Here is a 16,550-nt window from a genome sequence, read left to right as displayed (position 1 = left end):
GCCACGCCGCAACAGAGGACATTATGAGCAGAACGATTTTTTGCACTTACCTGCAACGCGAGGCCGAAGGCCAGGATTTTCAGCTGTACCCGGGCGAGCTCGGCAAGCGCATCTATAACGAAATCTCGAAAGAGGCCTGGGCGCAGTGGCAGGCGAAGCAGACCATGCTCATCAACGAGAAAAAGCTCAACATGATGAACCCGGAGCACCGCAAACTGCTGGAGCAGGAGATGGTGAACTTCCTGTTCGAAGGGAAAGACGTACATATCGAAGGCTACACGCCGCCAGAAAAACAGTAAGGGCTTCGGCCCTTTTGCCTAAGCCAGGACGCACTTCAGGAATGAATAAAAAATTACTCGCGCTTGCTCTGGTCGCGCCGTTATTAGTTTCCTGTTCCAGTAATAAAAAAGCTGAAAACGCCTATAACGAGGCCTGGATTAAGGATACCAACGGTTTTGACATTCTGATGGGCCAGTTCGCCCATAACATTGAAAACATCTGGGGATTTAACGAGGTTCTGATTGCGGGGCCGAAAGATTACGTGAAATACACGGATCAATATCAGACCCGCAGCCACATTAACTTCGACGAAGGGACGATCACCGTTGAAACCATCGCCGGCACCGATCCGGCGGATCGTCTGCGCAAGGCGATCGTCACCACCCTGCTGATGGGCGACGATCCTGGCTCTATCGATCTCTATTCCGACGTTAACGACATTCAGATCTCAAAGCAGCCGTTCCTCTATGGCCAGGTGGTGGACCAGACCGGTCAGCCGATCCGCTGGCAGGGGCGCGCGAACAGCTTCGCTGACTACCTGCTGCAAAACCGCCTGAAAAGCCGCAGCAACGGCCTGCATATTATCTACAGCGTGACGATTAACCTGGTGCCGAACCACCTTGATAAGCGTGCGCATAAATATATCGGCATGGTGCGCAAGGCGGCGCGCAAATATGGCGTGGATGAGTCGCTTATCCTCGCTATCATGCAGACCGAATCGTCCTTCAACCCGTACGCTGTCAGCCGTTCCGACGCGCTGGGGCTGATGCAGGTGGTGCAGCACAGCGCCGGTAAAGATGTGTTCCGCGCCCAGGGCCGCTGGGGCATGCCAAGCCGCAACTACTTGTTCGACCCGGAGAGCAATATTGACACCGGCACCGCGTATCTGGCGATGCTGAACAACGTTTACCTCTCTGACATCAGCAACCCGACATCGCGCCGCTATGCGGTTATCACCGCTTACAACGGCGGCGCGGGCAGCGTGCTGCGCACCTTTGCGAGCGACAAGATTGAGGCGGCGGCGATCATCAACAACATGGACCCGGGCGAGGTTTACCAGATGCTGACGACGCGGCATCCGTCCGCTGAGTCGCGCCGTTATCTCTACAAAGTGGATACCGCGCAGAAATCTTACCGGCGCGGCAGAGGGTGATGAGGGCGTAGTGCGGTTCGGCCAGCGCCATCCGCGGTTTCGTCGATGCGCTTTCACCCTCACCCCGGCCCTCTCCCTGCCGGGGAGAGGGTGAGGGGCAACAAGCCAGCTCTGGCGCCCCACGCAGCGTCATACGAAAAATTAGCGCCAGGCCGTTAGCATGAAGGCGCCCACTCACTGGCGCAGCATATACCCATATAACCGCTTAATGCCGTCGGCGTCCGTTTCGCTGTACACCCCTTGCAGCTCCGGCGAGAAACCCGGCAGCAGGTTGACGCCCTCTTCCAGCGCGAGGAAATAGCGCAGCGCCGCGCCGCCCCACACTTCGCCCGGCACCACGCAGAGCACGCCCGGCGGATACGGCAGCGCGCCTTCCGCCGCCACTCGCCCTTCGGCCTCAGCCAGGCGCACCAGCTCTACGTTGCCGCGAATAAACTCGATGTTCGCGTCCTGCGGGTTCACCACCACTGGCGGCAGGCTTTCTCGGCGGAACATCGCTTTTTGCAGATCCTTCACGTTAAAGCTCACGTAGAGGTCGTGCATCTCCTGACAGAGCTGGCGCAGGGTGTAGCCTTTGTAGCGCACCGGGTATTTCTGGTAAATGGTCGGCAGCACGTCGGCAAGCGGCGTGTCGTCTTCAATGTGGCGCTCGAACTGCGCAAGCATCGCCACCAGCTGCGCCATCTTTTCGGTGCTTTCGGCAGGCGTCAGCAGGAACAGAATCGAGTTAAGATCCGCCTTCTCCGGCACAATGCCGTTTTCACGCAGATAGTTGGCAAGTATCGCCGCCGGCACGCCGAAATCGCTGTACTCGCCCGTCGCCGCGTCGATGCCCGGCGTGGTCAGCAGCAGCTTGCACGGGTCGACCATATACTGCTCGCGCGCGTAGCCGTGAAAGCCGTGCCACGAGGCGTTCGGCTCGAAGGTGAAGAAGCGGCGCTCGCGGGCTATCACCTCCGTTGGGTGATCCTGCCACGGCCGCCCCGCCACCTCTTCCGGCACAAACGGTTTGATCATCTTGCAGTTGGCGATAATCGCCTTGCGCGCCTCAATGCCTTTCTCCACGCATTCCGCCCACAGGCGGCGCCCGCTCTCCCCTTCGTGGATTTTGGCGTTCACGTCGAGTGCGGCGAACAGCGGATAAAAAGGGCTGGTGGAAGCGTGCAGCATAAACGCATTGTTCAGCCGCTTGTGCGGACAGAAACGCGCCTGGCCGCGCAGGTGGTTATCCTTTTTGTGGATTTGCGACGTCTGCGAGAAGCCCGCCTGCTGCTTGTGCACCGACTGGGTGACGAAGATCCCCGGGTCGTTCTCATTGAGCGTGAGCAGCAGCGGCGAGCAGTCGGCCATCATTGGAATGAACTGCTCGTAGCCGACCCACGCCGAGTCGAACAGGATGTAGTCGCACAGCGGCCCCAGCTTATCCACCACCTGACGGGCGTTATAGACGGTGCCGTCGTAGGTGCCGAGCTGGATCACCGCGAGGCGGAACGGACGCGGTTGATCGGCGCGATCGGGCGCTACGTCGCGGATCCGCTCTCGCAGGTAATCTTCATCAAAACAGTGGGCGTCGATACCGCCGATAAAACCGAACGGGTTGCGCGCCGCCTCCAGATAAACCGGCGTGGCGCCCGCCTGGATCAGCGCGCCGTGGTGATTCGACTTATGGTTGTTGCGGTCGAACAGCACCAGGTCGCCGCGCGTCAGCAGCGCATTCGTCACCACTTTGTTCGCCGCCGACGTGCCGTTCAGCACGAAGTAGGTTTTATCGGCGTTAAAGACTTTCGCTGCGAACTTCTGCGCGTGCTTCGCCGAGCCTTCGTGGATGAGCAGGTCGCCAAGCTTCACGTCTGCGTTGCACATGTCGGCGCGAAAGAGGTTCTCGCCGAAGAAATCATAAAACTGCCGCCCCGCCGGGTGCTTTTTAAAAAATTCGCCGTGCTGGTGGCCCGGACAGGCGAAGGTGCTGTTTTTCATCTCCACGTACTGGTAGAGCGTGTCGAAAAACGGCGGTAGCAGGTTCTCTTCATAAGCGACCGCCGCCGCTTCCAGCTCCAGAAAACCCTGCGCGTTGCCGGTGATAACGCCCGTCACTTCCGCGCTTGCCGTTCCCTCTTCCGTCAGCACGAAAACCGGCAGGTTAAACCCGGTGCGTTTGAGCAGGGCCAGAATGCCGCTACGCGTATCGGCAACGGTGAGCACCACGGCCGCTACGTCCGTGAAATCGGTGTTATCCAGCGTCACCACTTCACGGTGTGTGGAGAGTGCCGTCGCCAGAGTGTGGCTGGCAGCAATTTTTAATGAATTCATAAGCACAAAAACCCGTCACAAAGGGGGTGAGCGCCTTCAGGCACAGCATCGGGAATATCCCGGCGAAGATGGCTTGCGTGGTCCGACTGGGTTCCAGCTCCGACCGCCAGACATCAGTAAAAACAGAGCGTTTCTGGTCTTACTGTTGTCCTGCAGTGAGCGTGCGTTAACCTCACCGCATGGCGAGCGTGGAGAACGACCGGGAGAAACAACGGGCGTGCGGCTGCGAAAGGCTTCGCAGAGCAGGAGCTGTGGCGATAATCAGCATAAAAGCACCCCGTGTTGTGAAGAAAAGTCGCGCAATAATGGCACCTTCTGCCGGGACGGGCAACCCGTAAGAAGAGGTTTACGCAGCGCGATTTTGCCTCGCAAACGTAATCCTTTAAAATTCAAATAACTATTTTTAGCCGCTCGAATAAACTCATCATTTTTTCGCATAAAAATGCGTAACAAGGAGTTTCGGGCGGGCGACACGCAAGGAAAAACAGATGCGGTTTATGCTTAAAGCTTACACAGTTAGTGGGAGAGGGCTATGGTAACAGGGCCTTTTATCAACGCCGCCGCCGTGCTGCTGGGCGGCGTGCTCGGTGCGGCGCTGAGCCAACGGCTGCCGGAGCGGCTGCGCACCTCCATGCCCTCTGTCTTTGGGCTGGCATCAATGGGCATTGGCATTTTGCTGGTGGTGAAGTGCGCCAACCTGCCGGTGATGGTGCTCTCTACCCTGCTCGGCGCGCTGATTGGCGAGCTCTGTTACCTGGAAGGCGGCATCAGCAAGGCGGTGAAGAACGCAAGCCATATTGCGCAGCGGTTGCGGCCCGGCAAGAAGGCGAACCCGGCGCAGGAGAGCTACGTGCAGAATTTCGTCGCCATTATTATTCTGTTTTGCGCCAGCGGCACCGGGATTTTCGGCGCCATGCGCGAGGGAATGACGGGCGATAACAGCGTGCTTATCGCCAAGGCGTTTCTCGATTTCTTCACCGCCACGATTTTTGCGACGTCGCTTGGCATTGCGGTGGCGTCTATCGCCGCGCCGATGTTGCTGATTCAGCTCACGCTTGCATACTGCGCGGTGTTTATCCTGCCGCTCACCACGCCCGCGATGATGGCGGATTTTACCGCCACTGGCGGCCTGCTGCTGCTCGCTACGGGGCTGCGCATTTGCGGCATTAAGATGTTTGCGGTGGTGAATATGCTCCCCGCCCTGCTGCTTTCGATGCCGGTTTCAGCGCTCTGGACCCATTTCTTCGCATAAGCGTTCATAAACGCAGCAAACTGCTGCCGGAATGTGCGGACGGCGCGGATTCAGGTGAAAATATTTGACGCGCATGGACGATTCAGGTTTAATGCGCCCCGTTGCCCGGATAGCTCAGTCGGTAGAGCAGGGGATTGAAAATCCCCGTGTCCTTGGTTCGATTCCGAGTCCGGGCACCAATATTCATAAGGCCTCGCTGAAAAGCGGGGCTTTTTCCTTTCTTAGCTACGGTAGATTTCTGGTCGTTGCAACACGTTATTTTCTTGCTGGATTTTTCACCATTTTTGCAGATGTTCGTTACATTTAGACACCTCAACATCCTCTGATATACCTTTTTCTAACCACACAGCTACGGTCTTTCTACGGTCCTCTACGGTTCCTTTCTCTCAAATCATTCATAGTGAAGTAGAAAACACGGGGGAAACGGGGGAATTATCATTTCGCCTTAATCCGCTGGTCTTAACGTGATTTTGTCGCGGGGAATAAGATGGGAAAATCCCCAATAGCAAGCGGGGATACCTGGCGGCAACCCTCTCCACATGGGGATCTTCACCAGTCCGTCCACCTGGAACAAGCTCTTCTTGCCCTTTCACTTCTTACCGTTACTAGAATCCCCCGTCCTCCACGCCATCATAAAATGGTTTATCCGTAGTAATTAAACATATTGGGCTACTAAACCTAAGTGTCGGACCTGAACTGTGAGTTCAACAAGCAAATTCAACGCTGCCCTTAATCAACGGAGGGCAGGTCAAAACCTCTAACTATTAGCAATGCCCGCAATTGGCACAAAGCGGATAAGTTAACTGAGGTGAAGGTCCGCTGTGAGCGATAAGCGAAAGTTGACAATTACTCCCACAGGTTTTTAAAACATATTTGGTCCAATTCCCTCTAAAGGCAAGCATCTGAATGCCGATAACTACTATGAATTTTTGTACCAAAAACAAGGAATACGCCATTTATAGGTGTCATTCCAACTGCAAATAAATCTTCAAAAGTGATGGGAGGCAAGATGGCATCATGCCCAAATTGTAAATCGACCAACGTTAGAGAGCGAAATGTTGGGAAAAAAACTGGCGGCGTTATTGGCGGTGTTGGCGGTGCACTTGGCGGTGCATCAGCAGGAGCTGCCGTTGGCTCAATAGTTCCGGGAATAGGAACTGCTGTTGGAGCAGTAGTTGGGGGATTGCTTGGTAGATTTGCTGCCGCTTCCGCCGGAGCTGCTGCGGGAGCAGTGACGGGGTCAGCTCTGGATGGTATCGTTTTTGATAAATATATCTGTAGAGATTGCGAACACACTTTCGACTAAACAAACACAGGAAAGATGAAATGAAAATTATCTCTATCAAGAAAAAGATCTACTCAATGGCTGTTGGTCATTGCAATATGTGTGAAGAATCATCTTATAACCTCTGCGACATTTGTGATTACTGCTCTGCTTGTTGCTGTTGCTAATTCAAGCATGAGTCTGCTTATTAAAACATTAGCAGATCTACAGATGGTAATACGTTTACCCGGCCTATAGATGCGATTTCGTAGGCCGGGTAGCCGACTCTAAGACCAGCCACATACAGACCACGCTATTGGTACTTATGGTATGTAATGGTACCCGACTTAAGCACATATTATTTCTGTGAAATCTTCCCCGACGGCAATCTTTCTCCTTTAAGACCAGAATCAGACCGTAAAGCCTGCTCTTTCTGCATTTCCCGTCTTCATTCATACCATGTGGCACCAGCATTCCCTTCGCCACGCCAGAAAATCAACTCAGCCATTAGCAACGCCGTGCCGGGGATGGGTCAACCCTAACGTTCTTTACACCAGTCACAGGAGGTAATATGTCCAGCCCGAAACGCTTCCGTTTTACGAATCAGCTAATTAAATCCCTGCCCCCTAACACATCAGATTCACGCAGCACCGATGCCGAATACAGCGATACCGAGATTTCTGGCCTGAAATGTCTGGTCAGCAAAGGCGAAGGACGTAAAAAATTTTTGCTCCGCTACCTCTATCATGGACGAAAACGCGCCATAGCTATTGGTCACTGGCCTGAGGTGGATGTCACCTTAGCCCGTAAGATTTCCATGGAGCATAAACGCTCACTTGCCACCGGAACTGACCCTAAGCAGGAACGCGAAAACAAGAGACAAGAGATGACATTTGATGAACTCTTTAACCAGCATTATCTGGTTTGGGCAAAGTCTGCTAAACGTAGCTGGGGTAAGGATTTCCAGCGCTACCGGGATCATATCCGTCCCGCCATTGGTCAGATGCTGCTTAGCGATATCACACCTGCCAGCATTCTCCGCCTCCAGCAGACGTTAAGCACTTCATTATCAGCAGCAACCTGTAATCGTGTCATCGTACTGATTAAAGCGGTGTTTACCTGGGCCGGAAGGCAAAGCATCACCTCTGTCCATCCGGCAAGAGTGGTACAGCTTCTCAGGGAGAACAACGCCCGACAGCGCTATTTCACCGAGGACGAAATTCGTCGTATTTTTCTCTCCGCCGATAACGATACCAGCCCCGTAGCTGCCCGCTATGTCAAACTGCTGTTACTGACCGGCCTTCGTCGTGATGAACTGCGTCTGGCTAAGTGGGAGCATGTTGACCCGGTTAAACGCACCCTATGGCTTCCTGAAACCAAGAATGGCTATGGACGGATTGTTCATCTTAATTCACTGGCGATGGACGTAATCAGAACACTGCCAACACAGCGGGGAAATCCGTGGTTGTTTATAGGTAAAAAACAAGGAATGCCGCTGAGTAACCCGGTTAAAGCCTTTCAGCGTATTGTGCGTCGGGCGGGAATTTTCGACAAAGATGTGTGTATTCATACCTGCCGCCATTCGGTTGCCGCCCTCATCGTGTCCTACGGCGGTACCTTGTATGACGTTCAGGCCCAACTGGGACACCGCAGCAGTCAGTCATCGCAGCGGTATGCGCATCTTCATCCTCAGCGTTTACAGAACACCAGTCAGCTTCTGGCTGAGCGAATCACAGCTCAGTTACCTTCCTTGCTATAACAGAAAAGCAGAGGCATATGCCCCTGCTTTTTTATTGTTCAGCAATCAATCAGAATGGGATATATTCATAAGCGGTCTCATCCTCATTACTTCTGGCAATATATCGGGCTTTATTGCGAGCCTGATCGATTGATAGTGTTGGAAATTCGCCAAGATAATCATAACGAACGTTACCTTTGAAAATATAACTGGTAAAGAAACGAATCTTTTCATTTCGGTTAATCATTGCTTTTAATTCAGGATACTCACTGTCTGTCACTTCCCTACAGATATCATAGAAATTGCATTTAGCCTGCGTCATGATAAGACCATGAGGCGTAAATGGTGGGCGAATAGTTTCACAGCCTGTAATAGCACCAGGGAAAGTGTGAGTTTCATTTAATTCGTAGAATTCAGCCATGGGGTTCCCCTTCTGTTAATTTATTCAGAATAATAAGTTTAAATATAAGTTAGTTAACTACATTCAGATAATGCTCTAAGCACAATTCAAATCAGCACTGATAAACCCTCGCTTAATGTGGTAGTAACACCTGTCCATACCAGTAAGAGGACGCTTTTTGTAATGCCCTTTACTTTCTACCCGCAGCAGTTTTCGACGTACCAGCTCCTTAGCGACGTCACTGGCGCTTAATGAATGTTTCTGACACCACTCTTCAAATACAGGTGCGAAGACTAAAAAATCTTCACTAGCATGATGAATATACCCCCAGTGATTTGCGGGTTTACGGTTGTCCGGTTCTTTAAGACCGATAAAATGCGCACTTTCTCGCTTTACAAGGTCACGCTGAATATCAATAAGAGCCAGTAATACGGGGTTATACTGGTTAGGTTTATCATCAAGCCAGCGTCGAGCGGCACTCATTACCGCATCTGCAATAACATCCTCATCAAAGGGAAGAATATTCCATTCAGTTGCGAGAATCCCAGCGCACCAGCACAGAGCAAAACGTTCTAATGCACGCTTCTGAATATCACTGAGAGAATAGCCTTCTTTCTGCAATTCACCGATCAGAATGCCATAGCAATCTTTTGATGCACCCTGGATGAATTTACACATCTCCTGATAAGATAAGGCCTCATCATTTTCCCCCTTCAACGTTAGAAGGCAGGCAATAAATTCCTTACCCGCAGTGCCGTAAGTCTCACACAACCCATGTTTCAGTCTCTCAGCACGATCACGTACGTCTTCAGAGGTCTCACCGTCTTTACGGGCATCTTCGGGGCGGATGTTAAGACTGATGGCACGATGCTCCTGCCCTCCCTGAATTTGCTCTTTCTGCGTGGCAAGCTTCTCAGGGATAGACATTTCCCCTGACGAAAGAATAAACATTTTCCAGGTAAAGGCCTCATCTATCTCCAGATGCTGATTCATTCTATCCTTACCCTTCGAAGCAGTAATATTGTACAGCAAGGAAGCAAAGTCCTTCTGTTTGTAAGCACCCAACTCATCAATACAGGCTAATATCCCTGAATACCGACTCAGGTTTTTCTCAAGCGCATTCGCTGTAGTATTCCAGCGTAAAATGTTCACATCTGGCGCACTGCCGGGTTCTCCACCATGCCCGTGAACTGACATGGGAAGCTGGAGAAGAATTGTTTTTCCGGTCGTTGACCCCCCGTAAAAATGAAACAATGCGACATCCATTTTGCACAACGACAGCAGCATCGAAGCAAAAGCGGTGGATAATGCAAAGACCTGAGGCCAGCCATGAACCAGCTCAGCTACCATAGTTTTCCAGTCATCCAGCGTTCCCGACTCGACAATCCCTCGTGGAACACGGGAAGCTGGAATCAAATAGTCAAATCCCAAAAGCTGCTGCGCGATAGGCATACTGCCGTGTAGAAATGCTTTGTTGCCAGGCACAAAACCCATCGAATCTGCGACAAGATAAGTAGGCAATTCCAGCGATTTCTTCATACACACCTGTAAGAATTGCACCAGCAGCTCTTTAGACTTTATCGTCAGGGAGATACCAAAACCTTTGCCCGCCAGAGAGGCCATGACGTGATCAGGTTTTACCATCGCATCACTTAATGAGATATCCGCACAGGCGAACTCTCCAGCATGGTTGATAGTCATCAACTCGACGCCCATATTGCGCGTTTTACAATCCGAATAATGCCTGTAGACAGGGAGAATGGGGGTCGAGCTTAACTGGTACCATTTTTTTCCTTCATAATAGAAAAGCCCTTTTGCAGTATTGACAAAACCTTCAGGCAGACCATCACGGCATCCGCGCTTAGAAATGTCATCGAGATCGATGTCGATTGCAGCAGCCTTGTTCAGGTTTTTTCTTACCACCTTCAGATGAAGAGCACGACGAGCCAGAAATGCATTTAATTTCGTGCAGACAAAACGAGCGGGGGCCGTTGTAGTCAAGGGTGATGGTGTTGATTTATTATTCATTTACAGGGTCCTTTTTGAATGTGAACCACAGGCAGTAAAGCGCAGAACTCACTTGCCTGAGGAGGAATTCTGTTTAGGCCGGAAAAACATTCATCGCCCGGTTAACAGCTTCGTGGTAACGCGCCGGGGAAGCGTGCAAGTAAAGCTCCGTCACTTTGATAGTGCTGTGACCCAGTAAGTCTTTGACGGTGTGAATGTCGGCCCCGCTCTCAATGAGTTTTGTCGCAAAGGTATGGCGCATCTCATGGATGGTGAACGGTGGAATACCCGCAGCCTCACAAAGCCGTTTTTGCAGGCGACGCGGCTCAGAAACCGGATTGTCGGTCCCCTTGCCCGGAAATACCCAGCCTTCATCACCCAGATGCTGACGCTGTTCTGTCAGAAGAACGAAAGCCTTATCACATACCGGTACGCGGCGGAGTTTGCCGTTTTTGGTGTGGCGAAGCGTGATAACTTTGCGGCTCCAGTCCACATCTTCAAGACGAAGGTGACGGGTTTCCCCCAGACGCAGCCCCGTCAGGGCAAGGAACATGAGCAGAGCAAGGCCTTCATGATCGGGTTTACCATTACGCCAGCACTCACAGACTTCCATCCAGCGCTGAAGCTGGGAGTCATCCATGGCGCGGCGATCTGACGTTACTTCAGGCAGCGCTTTGATATAAAGCGCCGGAGAGCGGCTGATGTATCCCATGCGTATTGCCCTGGTAAACACCGCTTTAATGAGCGCCAGATGGCGATTGCGGGTGGCTGGCTTGAGATCGAGATTATGCAGATAGCTCAGAATATCTGCCTCCGTCATACCTGCCAGCTTTTTGGCACCGAGAAGAGGGCGCAGGTATTTACGGATCTTAGAAAGATCGGTGTTAGCTGAACGCTTAACGCCCGTGCTGAGTACGCTTTTCTCATACTCATCCACAAGCTCATTAAACGTTATTTTGCTGTGCGTAAGAAAACGCTCACCATAAGTCTCAACGGAAGCCTTAAGCTCCTGAATTATTTTAAAGGCATGTTCCCTTGCGTTATTAATGGAAAATTCAGGGTAACTTCCTACTGCAACGTAAACATTCTTTCCGCGAATACTTTTGCGGACAATAAACTTAATGCGTCCGGATGAGTGGAATATAGCCTTAAGCCCGGTACATTTTGTATCGCTGGCTTCGATAGTCCGGCCAGTTTGTACTGCACGGATTTTACACTCATCAAAAAAAGCTTTAGTGAATGCCTCTCTTTGATTCTTTGGGCTGTGATGTCGAACCATCACTTCAACGCAGCAATCTTCAACGTCAACGCTGGTTTTCATGTTTTGCGCTGACTTACAAAAGCGACCATCCACAGAATCAACATCATTCTGTTTCATTGTCAGCGTTATTAGGTTTAAAGAACTATCGGGTTTCATAATGCATACATCTCGCTCAATTAATACAGATTAAGGGTATTGAGTTAGATGCTGGCCAGCACATGAAGCGAATAGTATTGGCAGAAATACTGAAGTGCAAATCACCGACTCTGACATTTTGGTGAGAAAAACACGCGTTAAAGAGGCCTGTTTGCCTCCTTAATCTCCTGAAAGTGCCACTCCCCCACTTTCAGGCTTAAACGTCGTTTCTCCCCATAAATAATATCGATTATGGGGTGTTGATTGTTTTTTGAACTATTTAAGGCGTTTTGTGATTGAGAAAATAAGTAAGAAAATCAATAGCAATTGTGCGCAAGCCTTCTCTCATTTTCAGTTAAAACAGCACATGCTAATTTCTTTATAAAACGCTTAAAATCTAAAAAAAAACGGGATTTAATGCCAGCCTAGAACTAAATTTAAGGGCATAATCCAGAAAAAGCAAACAACGTAAACAAAATGTAACTAAAAGTCATTTGAAAACATATTATCAATATGAATCAATCATTTATGGAGATAATCATGTTTAAACTCACGACCCCCACCAGTCTTCCCCTTCTCAACCTGCCCGCCTCCGCACTGGTGGCCCTCAGCAATGAAATCCTTGGCCCTGTCGATGATATCGACCTGTTTACCGCCTTCTGGAACGAAACGGAAACCCTGCTCTGGCATCTCAACCACGATGACACACTCCCCGAAGACCCGCTGCTGGCAGTGGCACTGGCTAACCCGGAATACGTCACCGCGCTTGATGATGGCTGGTATCTGCTTCTCGGTATCGTCTGTGATAACGGACAGGGTATCTATCTGGTGTTCCCGGACTCGACTGTTATCACTCAACTCCAGAACCTGATTGAGGCGCTGAACCATGAGTAAGAAAAAAATCGCTACCGAAGCCGCCGCCATCGAAAGCTATAACGTGTTCTACAGTGGGGACGCCGAGAAAATCAGTCCCCACAGTAAGGGTCTGCTGACGTATGAGCTGGGTAAAGAGGGTGAAACCGGAAGCCTTGCCCTGCGTTTAACCGCCAATGGCGAAGGGGGCCTGTTCTCCCGTGAATGGATAGCGCTTGATGCGATTCACGCCATTCTGGAACAGCAGCCAGACAGCTTTCCGTCCCGTGTATTTCGCCCACTGTTTGGTCAGGGCAGCACCAATAACGCCGGGTTTCTTGCTGCTGTGCTCAGAAGTCCGGATATCTGCCTTATCGAAGCGGACAGCAGCAGACTCTTTATGCACCGCTGCTATGCCGACTGGCAGCATCGTATGACGCAGCTTGCTGCGCTCAGCCAGGACTAACCCCGCTTTTTCTGTGTTCTGTTAACCAAAAATCAGGAAATTCACTATGTCATCACCCGTAATATTGCAGGGCGGCTATGTGCTGCCTCTCTCCCGGTCGTTTACCCAACTGCTTCTGGATATCCTCGCGCAAAAACCGCCTCATCGTCACCCCATCACCGGATTAACCATTAACTTCCGTGACCCTGAATACTCACCGGAAAAGGGCGGCTGGCATCCGGTCGAAATACGCCTCATCCCTGCCGGAGAAGACTGGCAGCTCGATTACGTCACCGATTTTCACTATGCAGGGCATCCGTGGCCTGAGCTTGAAAAAGATGTCGATGTGAGCTGGACGCAACAATACACGTGGCTTTCCCGTTGTGGCGATATCTCTCATGTCGACGCCCGTGAGTTCTGGTCGCTATGGGAAAGTAACTTTATGGCTTACCACGATATGGGGGTTTTCACGGTCCGTACGTTGTGGGAAAGCTGAGTGTTCACTACGTTTCCCCCGCATCCCCCCTCTCCCCCGTAGTAAGGAATTGATTGTTATGTACCGGCTTCTGCTGCTGAACTTCGTGGATTCATTTATCGATAACTGCATTCTCTCCTGCGTCGATGAACCGGCTTACGGTGGTATCGTGCAGTGCGAACTGCTTTTTGGCCTTGCCGCACACAGCGGTATCTATGTGGGTAACGGCGATATTGTTCATCTTGATGGCGATGGAACCGTTATCAAAAGTAAGGCTAAATGGTTTCTTGACCGGCTCGATGGCTGGAACTCCGCTATCTCGGTGTATACCGACTGTATGGATTTGACGCCTCAGGGTTGTGCGCGGGCCGCTGAACGGGCAAAGGCGGCAGTGGGTCAGCGCTATCCTTATAGCCTGCTCGACTTTAACTGCCACCGGTTTACTGCCCGCTGCGTTACCGGCGATTCGTGCCCTGATATCTGGCTTGCCAGACACCTCGATTCTTTTCAGAAAGGGGACCGATGGCGCGTATGGCAACGATGAAAGCCAGCAGTTGCAGGCAACGTGTCACCGGACAGGGAGAACGGCTTATCCGGCTGACCATGGTGCTGTTTTACGGTCAGACAATATCTGTTCGCTATATCACCCGACGATTTGACGTCTCTCCCCGTACGGCAAGACGGGATCTCACCCATCTGGCCTTTGTGCTGGAATCCGCTGGCCCTCACCGCTGGCGACTGGCTCCCTCGCTGAAACCCTGACTTTTTTATCTGCCGGACATATCCTGACCACCCCGTATGGCAGGCTGTCTCCGCTTTTCAATCCATAAGGGAACATGATGAAAATTTCTAAACTGTTAACCGCCACACTTCTGCTTTCAGCCTTCAGCCACAGCGCATTTGCCGACGAGCAGGCTGACGCTCAGATGATAACCAACTCGACCTTCTGTGCGATGTACTCCACCCGCCTGACCCAGACCAGTGACAGCGGCCTTCAGGTAAAAGGCGTCAATCTCAATGCCCGCATCAACGGACCGGTATTCAACAGGGTACTTCAGGTGATGAACAAAACCTATGGCAGAACCTGGCTCGAATCAAATGCACGTAACGGCAGCATGACCGCCATGCAGCTTTCGCAGTCGGAGCTGCTCTATAACCCGGAATATGCCCGGCAGTGCGATGCCTTTGCGGATAAAGTGGAAAAGGAATGGCGCGGAAAGTAATCCCGACGCGTTATACCTCCATCCGGTGAACAGAAACCTGCTTTCGGGCAGGTTTTTTTTACTTTTTTATTTTTCAGGCGGACAAACCCTGTCCGGGGGCTTCCTTAAACTGTCAGGTCCAATATCTGTAATGAGGTGAAATATGGCTACCTACCGACACGACCCCGACCTTGAGTTTCTGCGCCACTGTCATCGTGACGATCTGGATTTACTGGTTTCTGTGCTTATCTGCGATCCGAAAGACGGACTGGCACGCATCACGGAAACGCTGACTTACGATCCTCAGTATAAAAAACACAAACCCAACCACCCGCGCTACTGGGATGCCATTGCCGCCGAGGTTCAGACGTTTGGGGCGAACAGCTTTGCCACGCTGCTCCGCTGGGGCAAAGGGGTGCTGTACCGGGAAATTCTTACCGATGCCTGCGATAAAATGAAGGTGAACTACAACAGCAAATCCAGTGTTGAAACCATTGAAATGAATCTGCTGATGAAGATCCTGGAGAAAAGCCTTGAGAAGATGACACCCGCTCAGCTAAAGACCGTGGCGGAAGAATTGCAGACAGGCTACAGCAATCCCACGCCGGAGCTGCTGACCATGGCAATCCAGGCGGGGATTAAAACATCCGGGTTTGCGGCCTATCAGATGGCACTTGTTGTCACAAATGGTGTGGCGAAAGCCCTGTTAGGCAGAGGGCTGACCGTTGCAGGAAATGCCATGCTGACGCGTACCATGGGCGCTTTTGCCGGTCCCGTGGGCTGGGTGCTCAGTTCTCTCTGGCTGCTGATTGATTTAGCCGGTCCCGCATACCGGGTGACGCTACCATCCTGCATTTTTATTGCCTACATGCGCCAGAAGCATCTTTATTCACCTGAGAATACTGACGTTTAGCACTTACATTTCAAATTTTCAGGCTTTAAAAAACTTCAGAGGGCGGACAAATCCTGTCCGCTACTGCTGGCATCATTTCCCGGCAAAATTCGGGAACGATGTATGACACTGATAACACAAGAAAACGAACATGACAGACTGGCAACCCGCCTTTCCATCATCCTGAGCCGTTTGTTTCAGGGTGAAAAGCTGCATATCGGGACGCTGGCAGAAGAATTTGGGGTGACGACGCGCACGCTGCGGCGGGATTTTAACGTCCGCCTCACCTATCTTGATATTGAACAGAACAACGGCGTATATCAGCTCGCTTCGCATTACTTTCGTCGCCGCACGGAACGGGATATGAAGATACTGGCGAGGTTGCTGCATCTTGACCGTCTGTTACCCGCGATGGACGCCAAACTGCTGAGCCTTCTGCTTGACGGGGAGCACCCTTCACCCTACAGGATTATGCTACCGGAGCCGCGCCAGAAACCCACGCTGTTCGGTGATTTCAGCAGACTGACCCTCGCCATACTTAACCAGACGCAGGTGCGTATCAGAACCGACGAAAACGTCAGCCATACCGTTCATCCCTACCGTCTGCTTTGTAGCCATGCGGAGTGGTTTCTTGCCGGGTGTGCTTTATCGGGCGTGTTCGTTATATCCCTGTCCCGAATCAGGCTGGTTGAGGTATTACCGGATACAACGTTTGAAATCGATAATGCGCTCATTTCGCTGATTGAACAGTCTGGCTTTATGGAAGCGTTACCCCACATGAACATTATTCATCAGATAATTGATTACGGGAGTAAACAGACGAATAATCGTAATTAAAATCACAACATATTATTAGTGATGATTAAATCACATTAACATGGTAAG

16 protein-coding genes and 1 tRNA gene are annotated in these 16,550 nt (G+C 51.4%); 13 read left to right on the top strand and 4 right to left on the bottom strand.

From position 1 onward, the window contains the following. The first annotated feature begins 23 nt into the window (after window positions 1–23). Both IEX01_RS10520 and mltC read left to right on the top strand, forming a co-directional pair. Window positions 24–299, top strand: a complete 276-nt coding sequence (locus tag IEX01_RS10520) for an oxidative damage protection protein (protein ID WP_024553650.1) — start codon at window positions 24–26, stop codon at window positions 297–299. Between the two features lie 41 nt (window positions 300–340). Continuing rightward, window positions 341–1,432 carry a membrane-bound lytic murein transglycosylase MltC gene (mltC, locus tag IEX01_RS10515; protein ID WP_024561223.1) on the top strand — a complete coding sequence of 364 codons (1,092 nt, stop codon included), beginning with the start codon at window positions 341–343 and terminating at the stop codon, window positions 1,430–1,432. Window positions 1,433–1,606: 174 nt separating this feature from the next. On the opposite strand, the gene IEX01_RS10510 is transcribed toward mltC, so the two are convergent. Then, entirely contained in the window at window positions 1,607–3,742 is a 2,136-nt protein-coding gene (locus tag IEX01_RS10510; RefSeq protein ID WP_024556916.1) for an ornithine decarboxylase, read from the bottom strand. 532 nt (window positions 3,743–4,274) lie between these two features. Here IEX01_RS10510 and IEX01_RS10505 point away from each other — a divergent pair. The 3 genes from IEX01_RS10505 to IEX01_RS10495 all read left to right on the top strand — a co-directional run bounded on the left by IEX01_RS10505 (window position 4,275) and on the right by IEX01_RS10495 (window position 8,017). Further along, window positions 4,275–4,994 carry a DUF554 domain-containing protein gene (locus IEX01_RS10505; RefSeq protein ID WP_028019981.1) on the top strand — a complete coding sequence of 240 codons (720 nt, stop codon included), beginning with the start codon at window positions 4,275–4,277 and terminating at the stop codon, window positions 4,992–4,994. Window positions 4,995–5,097: 103 nt separating this feature from the next. Next, window positions 5,098–5,173, top strand: a tRNA-Phe gene (locus tag IEX01_RS10500). A gap of 1,656 nt (window positions 5,174–6,829) precedes the next feature. Beyond that, complete coding sequence (locus IEX01_RS10495) at window positions 6,830–8,017, top strand: tyrosine-type recombinase/integrase (RefSeq protein ID WP_105535858.1); 1,188 nt, start codon at window positions 6,830–6,832, stop codon at window positions 8,015–8,017. Between the two features lie 49 nt (window positions 8,018–8,066). Here the strand turns inward: IEX01_RS10495 and IEX01_RS10490 are convergent, their stop codons facing one another. The 3 genes from IEX01_RS10490 to IEX01_RS10480 form a co-directional block, all read right to left on the bottom strand. Then, entirely contained in the window at window positions 8,067–8,417 is a 351-nt protein-coding gene (locus IEX01_RS10490) for a DUF4102 domain-containing protein (RefSeq protein ID WP_105535857.1), read from the bottom strand. Between the two features lie 75 nt (window positions 8,418–8,492). Further along, a complete protein-coding gene (locus tag IEX01_RS10485) occupies window positions 8,493–10,424 on the bottom strand; it encodes a DUF927 domain-containing protein (RefSeq protein ID WP_105535856.1) in 1,932 nt (643 codons plus the stop codon). A 73-nt stretch (window positions 10,425–10,497) separates the two neighbouring features. After that, window positions 10,498–11,820, bottom strand: coding sequence for a site-specific integrase (locus IEX01_RS10480; protein WP_105535855.1), 1,323 nt, complete (start codon window positions 11,818–11,820; stop codon window positions 10,498–10,500). Between the two features lie 519 nt (window positions 11,821–12,339). On the opposite strand from IEX01_RS10480, the gene IEX01_RS10475 reads away from it, so the two are divergent. The 8 genes from IEX01_RS10475 to IEX01_RS10440 all read left to right on the top strand — a co-directional run bounded on the left by IEX01_RS10475 (window position 12,340) and on the right by IEX01_RS10440 (window position 16,502). Then, window positions 12,340–12,693 carry a hypothetical protein gene (locus tag IEX01_RS10475; protein ID WP_105535854.1) on the top strand — a complete coding sequence of 118 codons (354 nt, stop codon included), beginning with the start codon at window positions 12,340–12,342 and terminating at the stop codon, window positions 12,691–12,693. Then, window positions 12,686–13,117 (top strand): hypothetical protein, encoded by a 432-nt coding sequence (locus IEX01_RS10470; protein WP_188723807.1) that lies wholly within the window; start codon window positions 12,686–12,688, stop codon window positions 13,115–13,117. The genes IEX01_RS10475 and IEX01_RS10470 overlap by 8 nt, the downstream gene beginning before the upstream one ends. A gap of 46 nt (window positions 13,118–13,163) precedes the next feature. Further along, window positions 13,164–13,592 carry a DUF2787 family protein gene (locus tag IEX01_RS10465; RefSeq protein WP_049012548.1) on the top strand — a complete coding sequence of 143 codons (429 nt, stop codon included), beginning with the start codon at window positions 13,164–13,166 and terminating at the stop codon, window positions 13,590–13,592. Between the two features lie 58 nt (window positions 13,593–13,650). Then, on the top strand, window positions 13,651–14,115 hold the full coding sequence (locus IEX01_RS10460) for a lecithin retinol acyltransferase family protein (protein ID WP_188723806.1): 465 nt from the start codon (window positions 13,651–13,653) through the stop codon (window positions 14,113–14,115). After that, window positions 14,094–14,333, top strand: a complete 240-nt coding sequence (locus IEX01_RS10455) for a DeoR family transcriptional regulator (protein WP_105535852.1) — start codon at window positions 14,094–14,096, stop codon at window positions 14,331–14,333. Before IEX01_RS10460 ends, IEX01_RS10455 begins: the two co-directional genes overlap by 22 nt. A gap of 77 nt (window positions 14,334–14,410) precedes the next feature. Further along, entirely contained in the window at window positions 14,411–14,794 is a 384-nt protein-coding gene (locus IEX01_RS10450) for a hypothetical protein (protein WP_048227221.1), read from the top strand. A gap of 142 nt (window positions 14,795–14,936) precedes the next feature. Continuing rightward, window positions 14,937–15,686 carry a YaaW family protein gene (locus IEX01_RS10445; protein ID WP_032610118.1) on the top strand — a complete coding sequence of 250 codons (750 nt, stop codon included), beginning with the start codon at window positions 14,937–14,939 and terminating at the stop codon, window positions 15,684–15,686. Window positions 15,687–15,788: 102 nt separating this feature from the next. Beyond that, window positions 15,789–16,502, top strand: coding sequence for a helix-turn-helix transcriptional regulator (locus IEX01_RS10440; RefSeq protein WP_188723805.1), 714 nt, complete (start codon window positions 15,789–15,791; stop codon window positions 16,500–16,502). Window positions 16,503–16,550 lie beyond the last annotated feature (48 nt).

This window comes from Franconibacter daqui, from assembly GCF_014644275.1.
GTDB lineage: Bacteria > Pseudomonadota > Gammaproteobacteria > Enterobacterales > Enterobacteriaceae > Franconibacter > Franconibacter pulveris.
The sequence above is the reverse complement of the archived record's forward strand: the minus strand, read 5'-3'. Positions and strand labels throughout refer to the sequence as shown.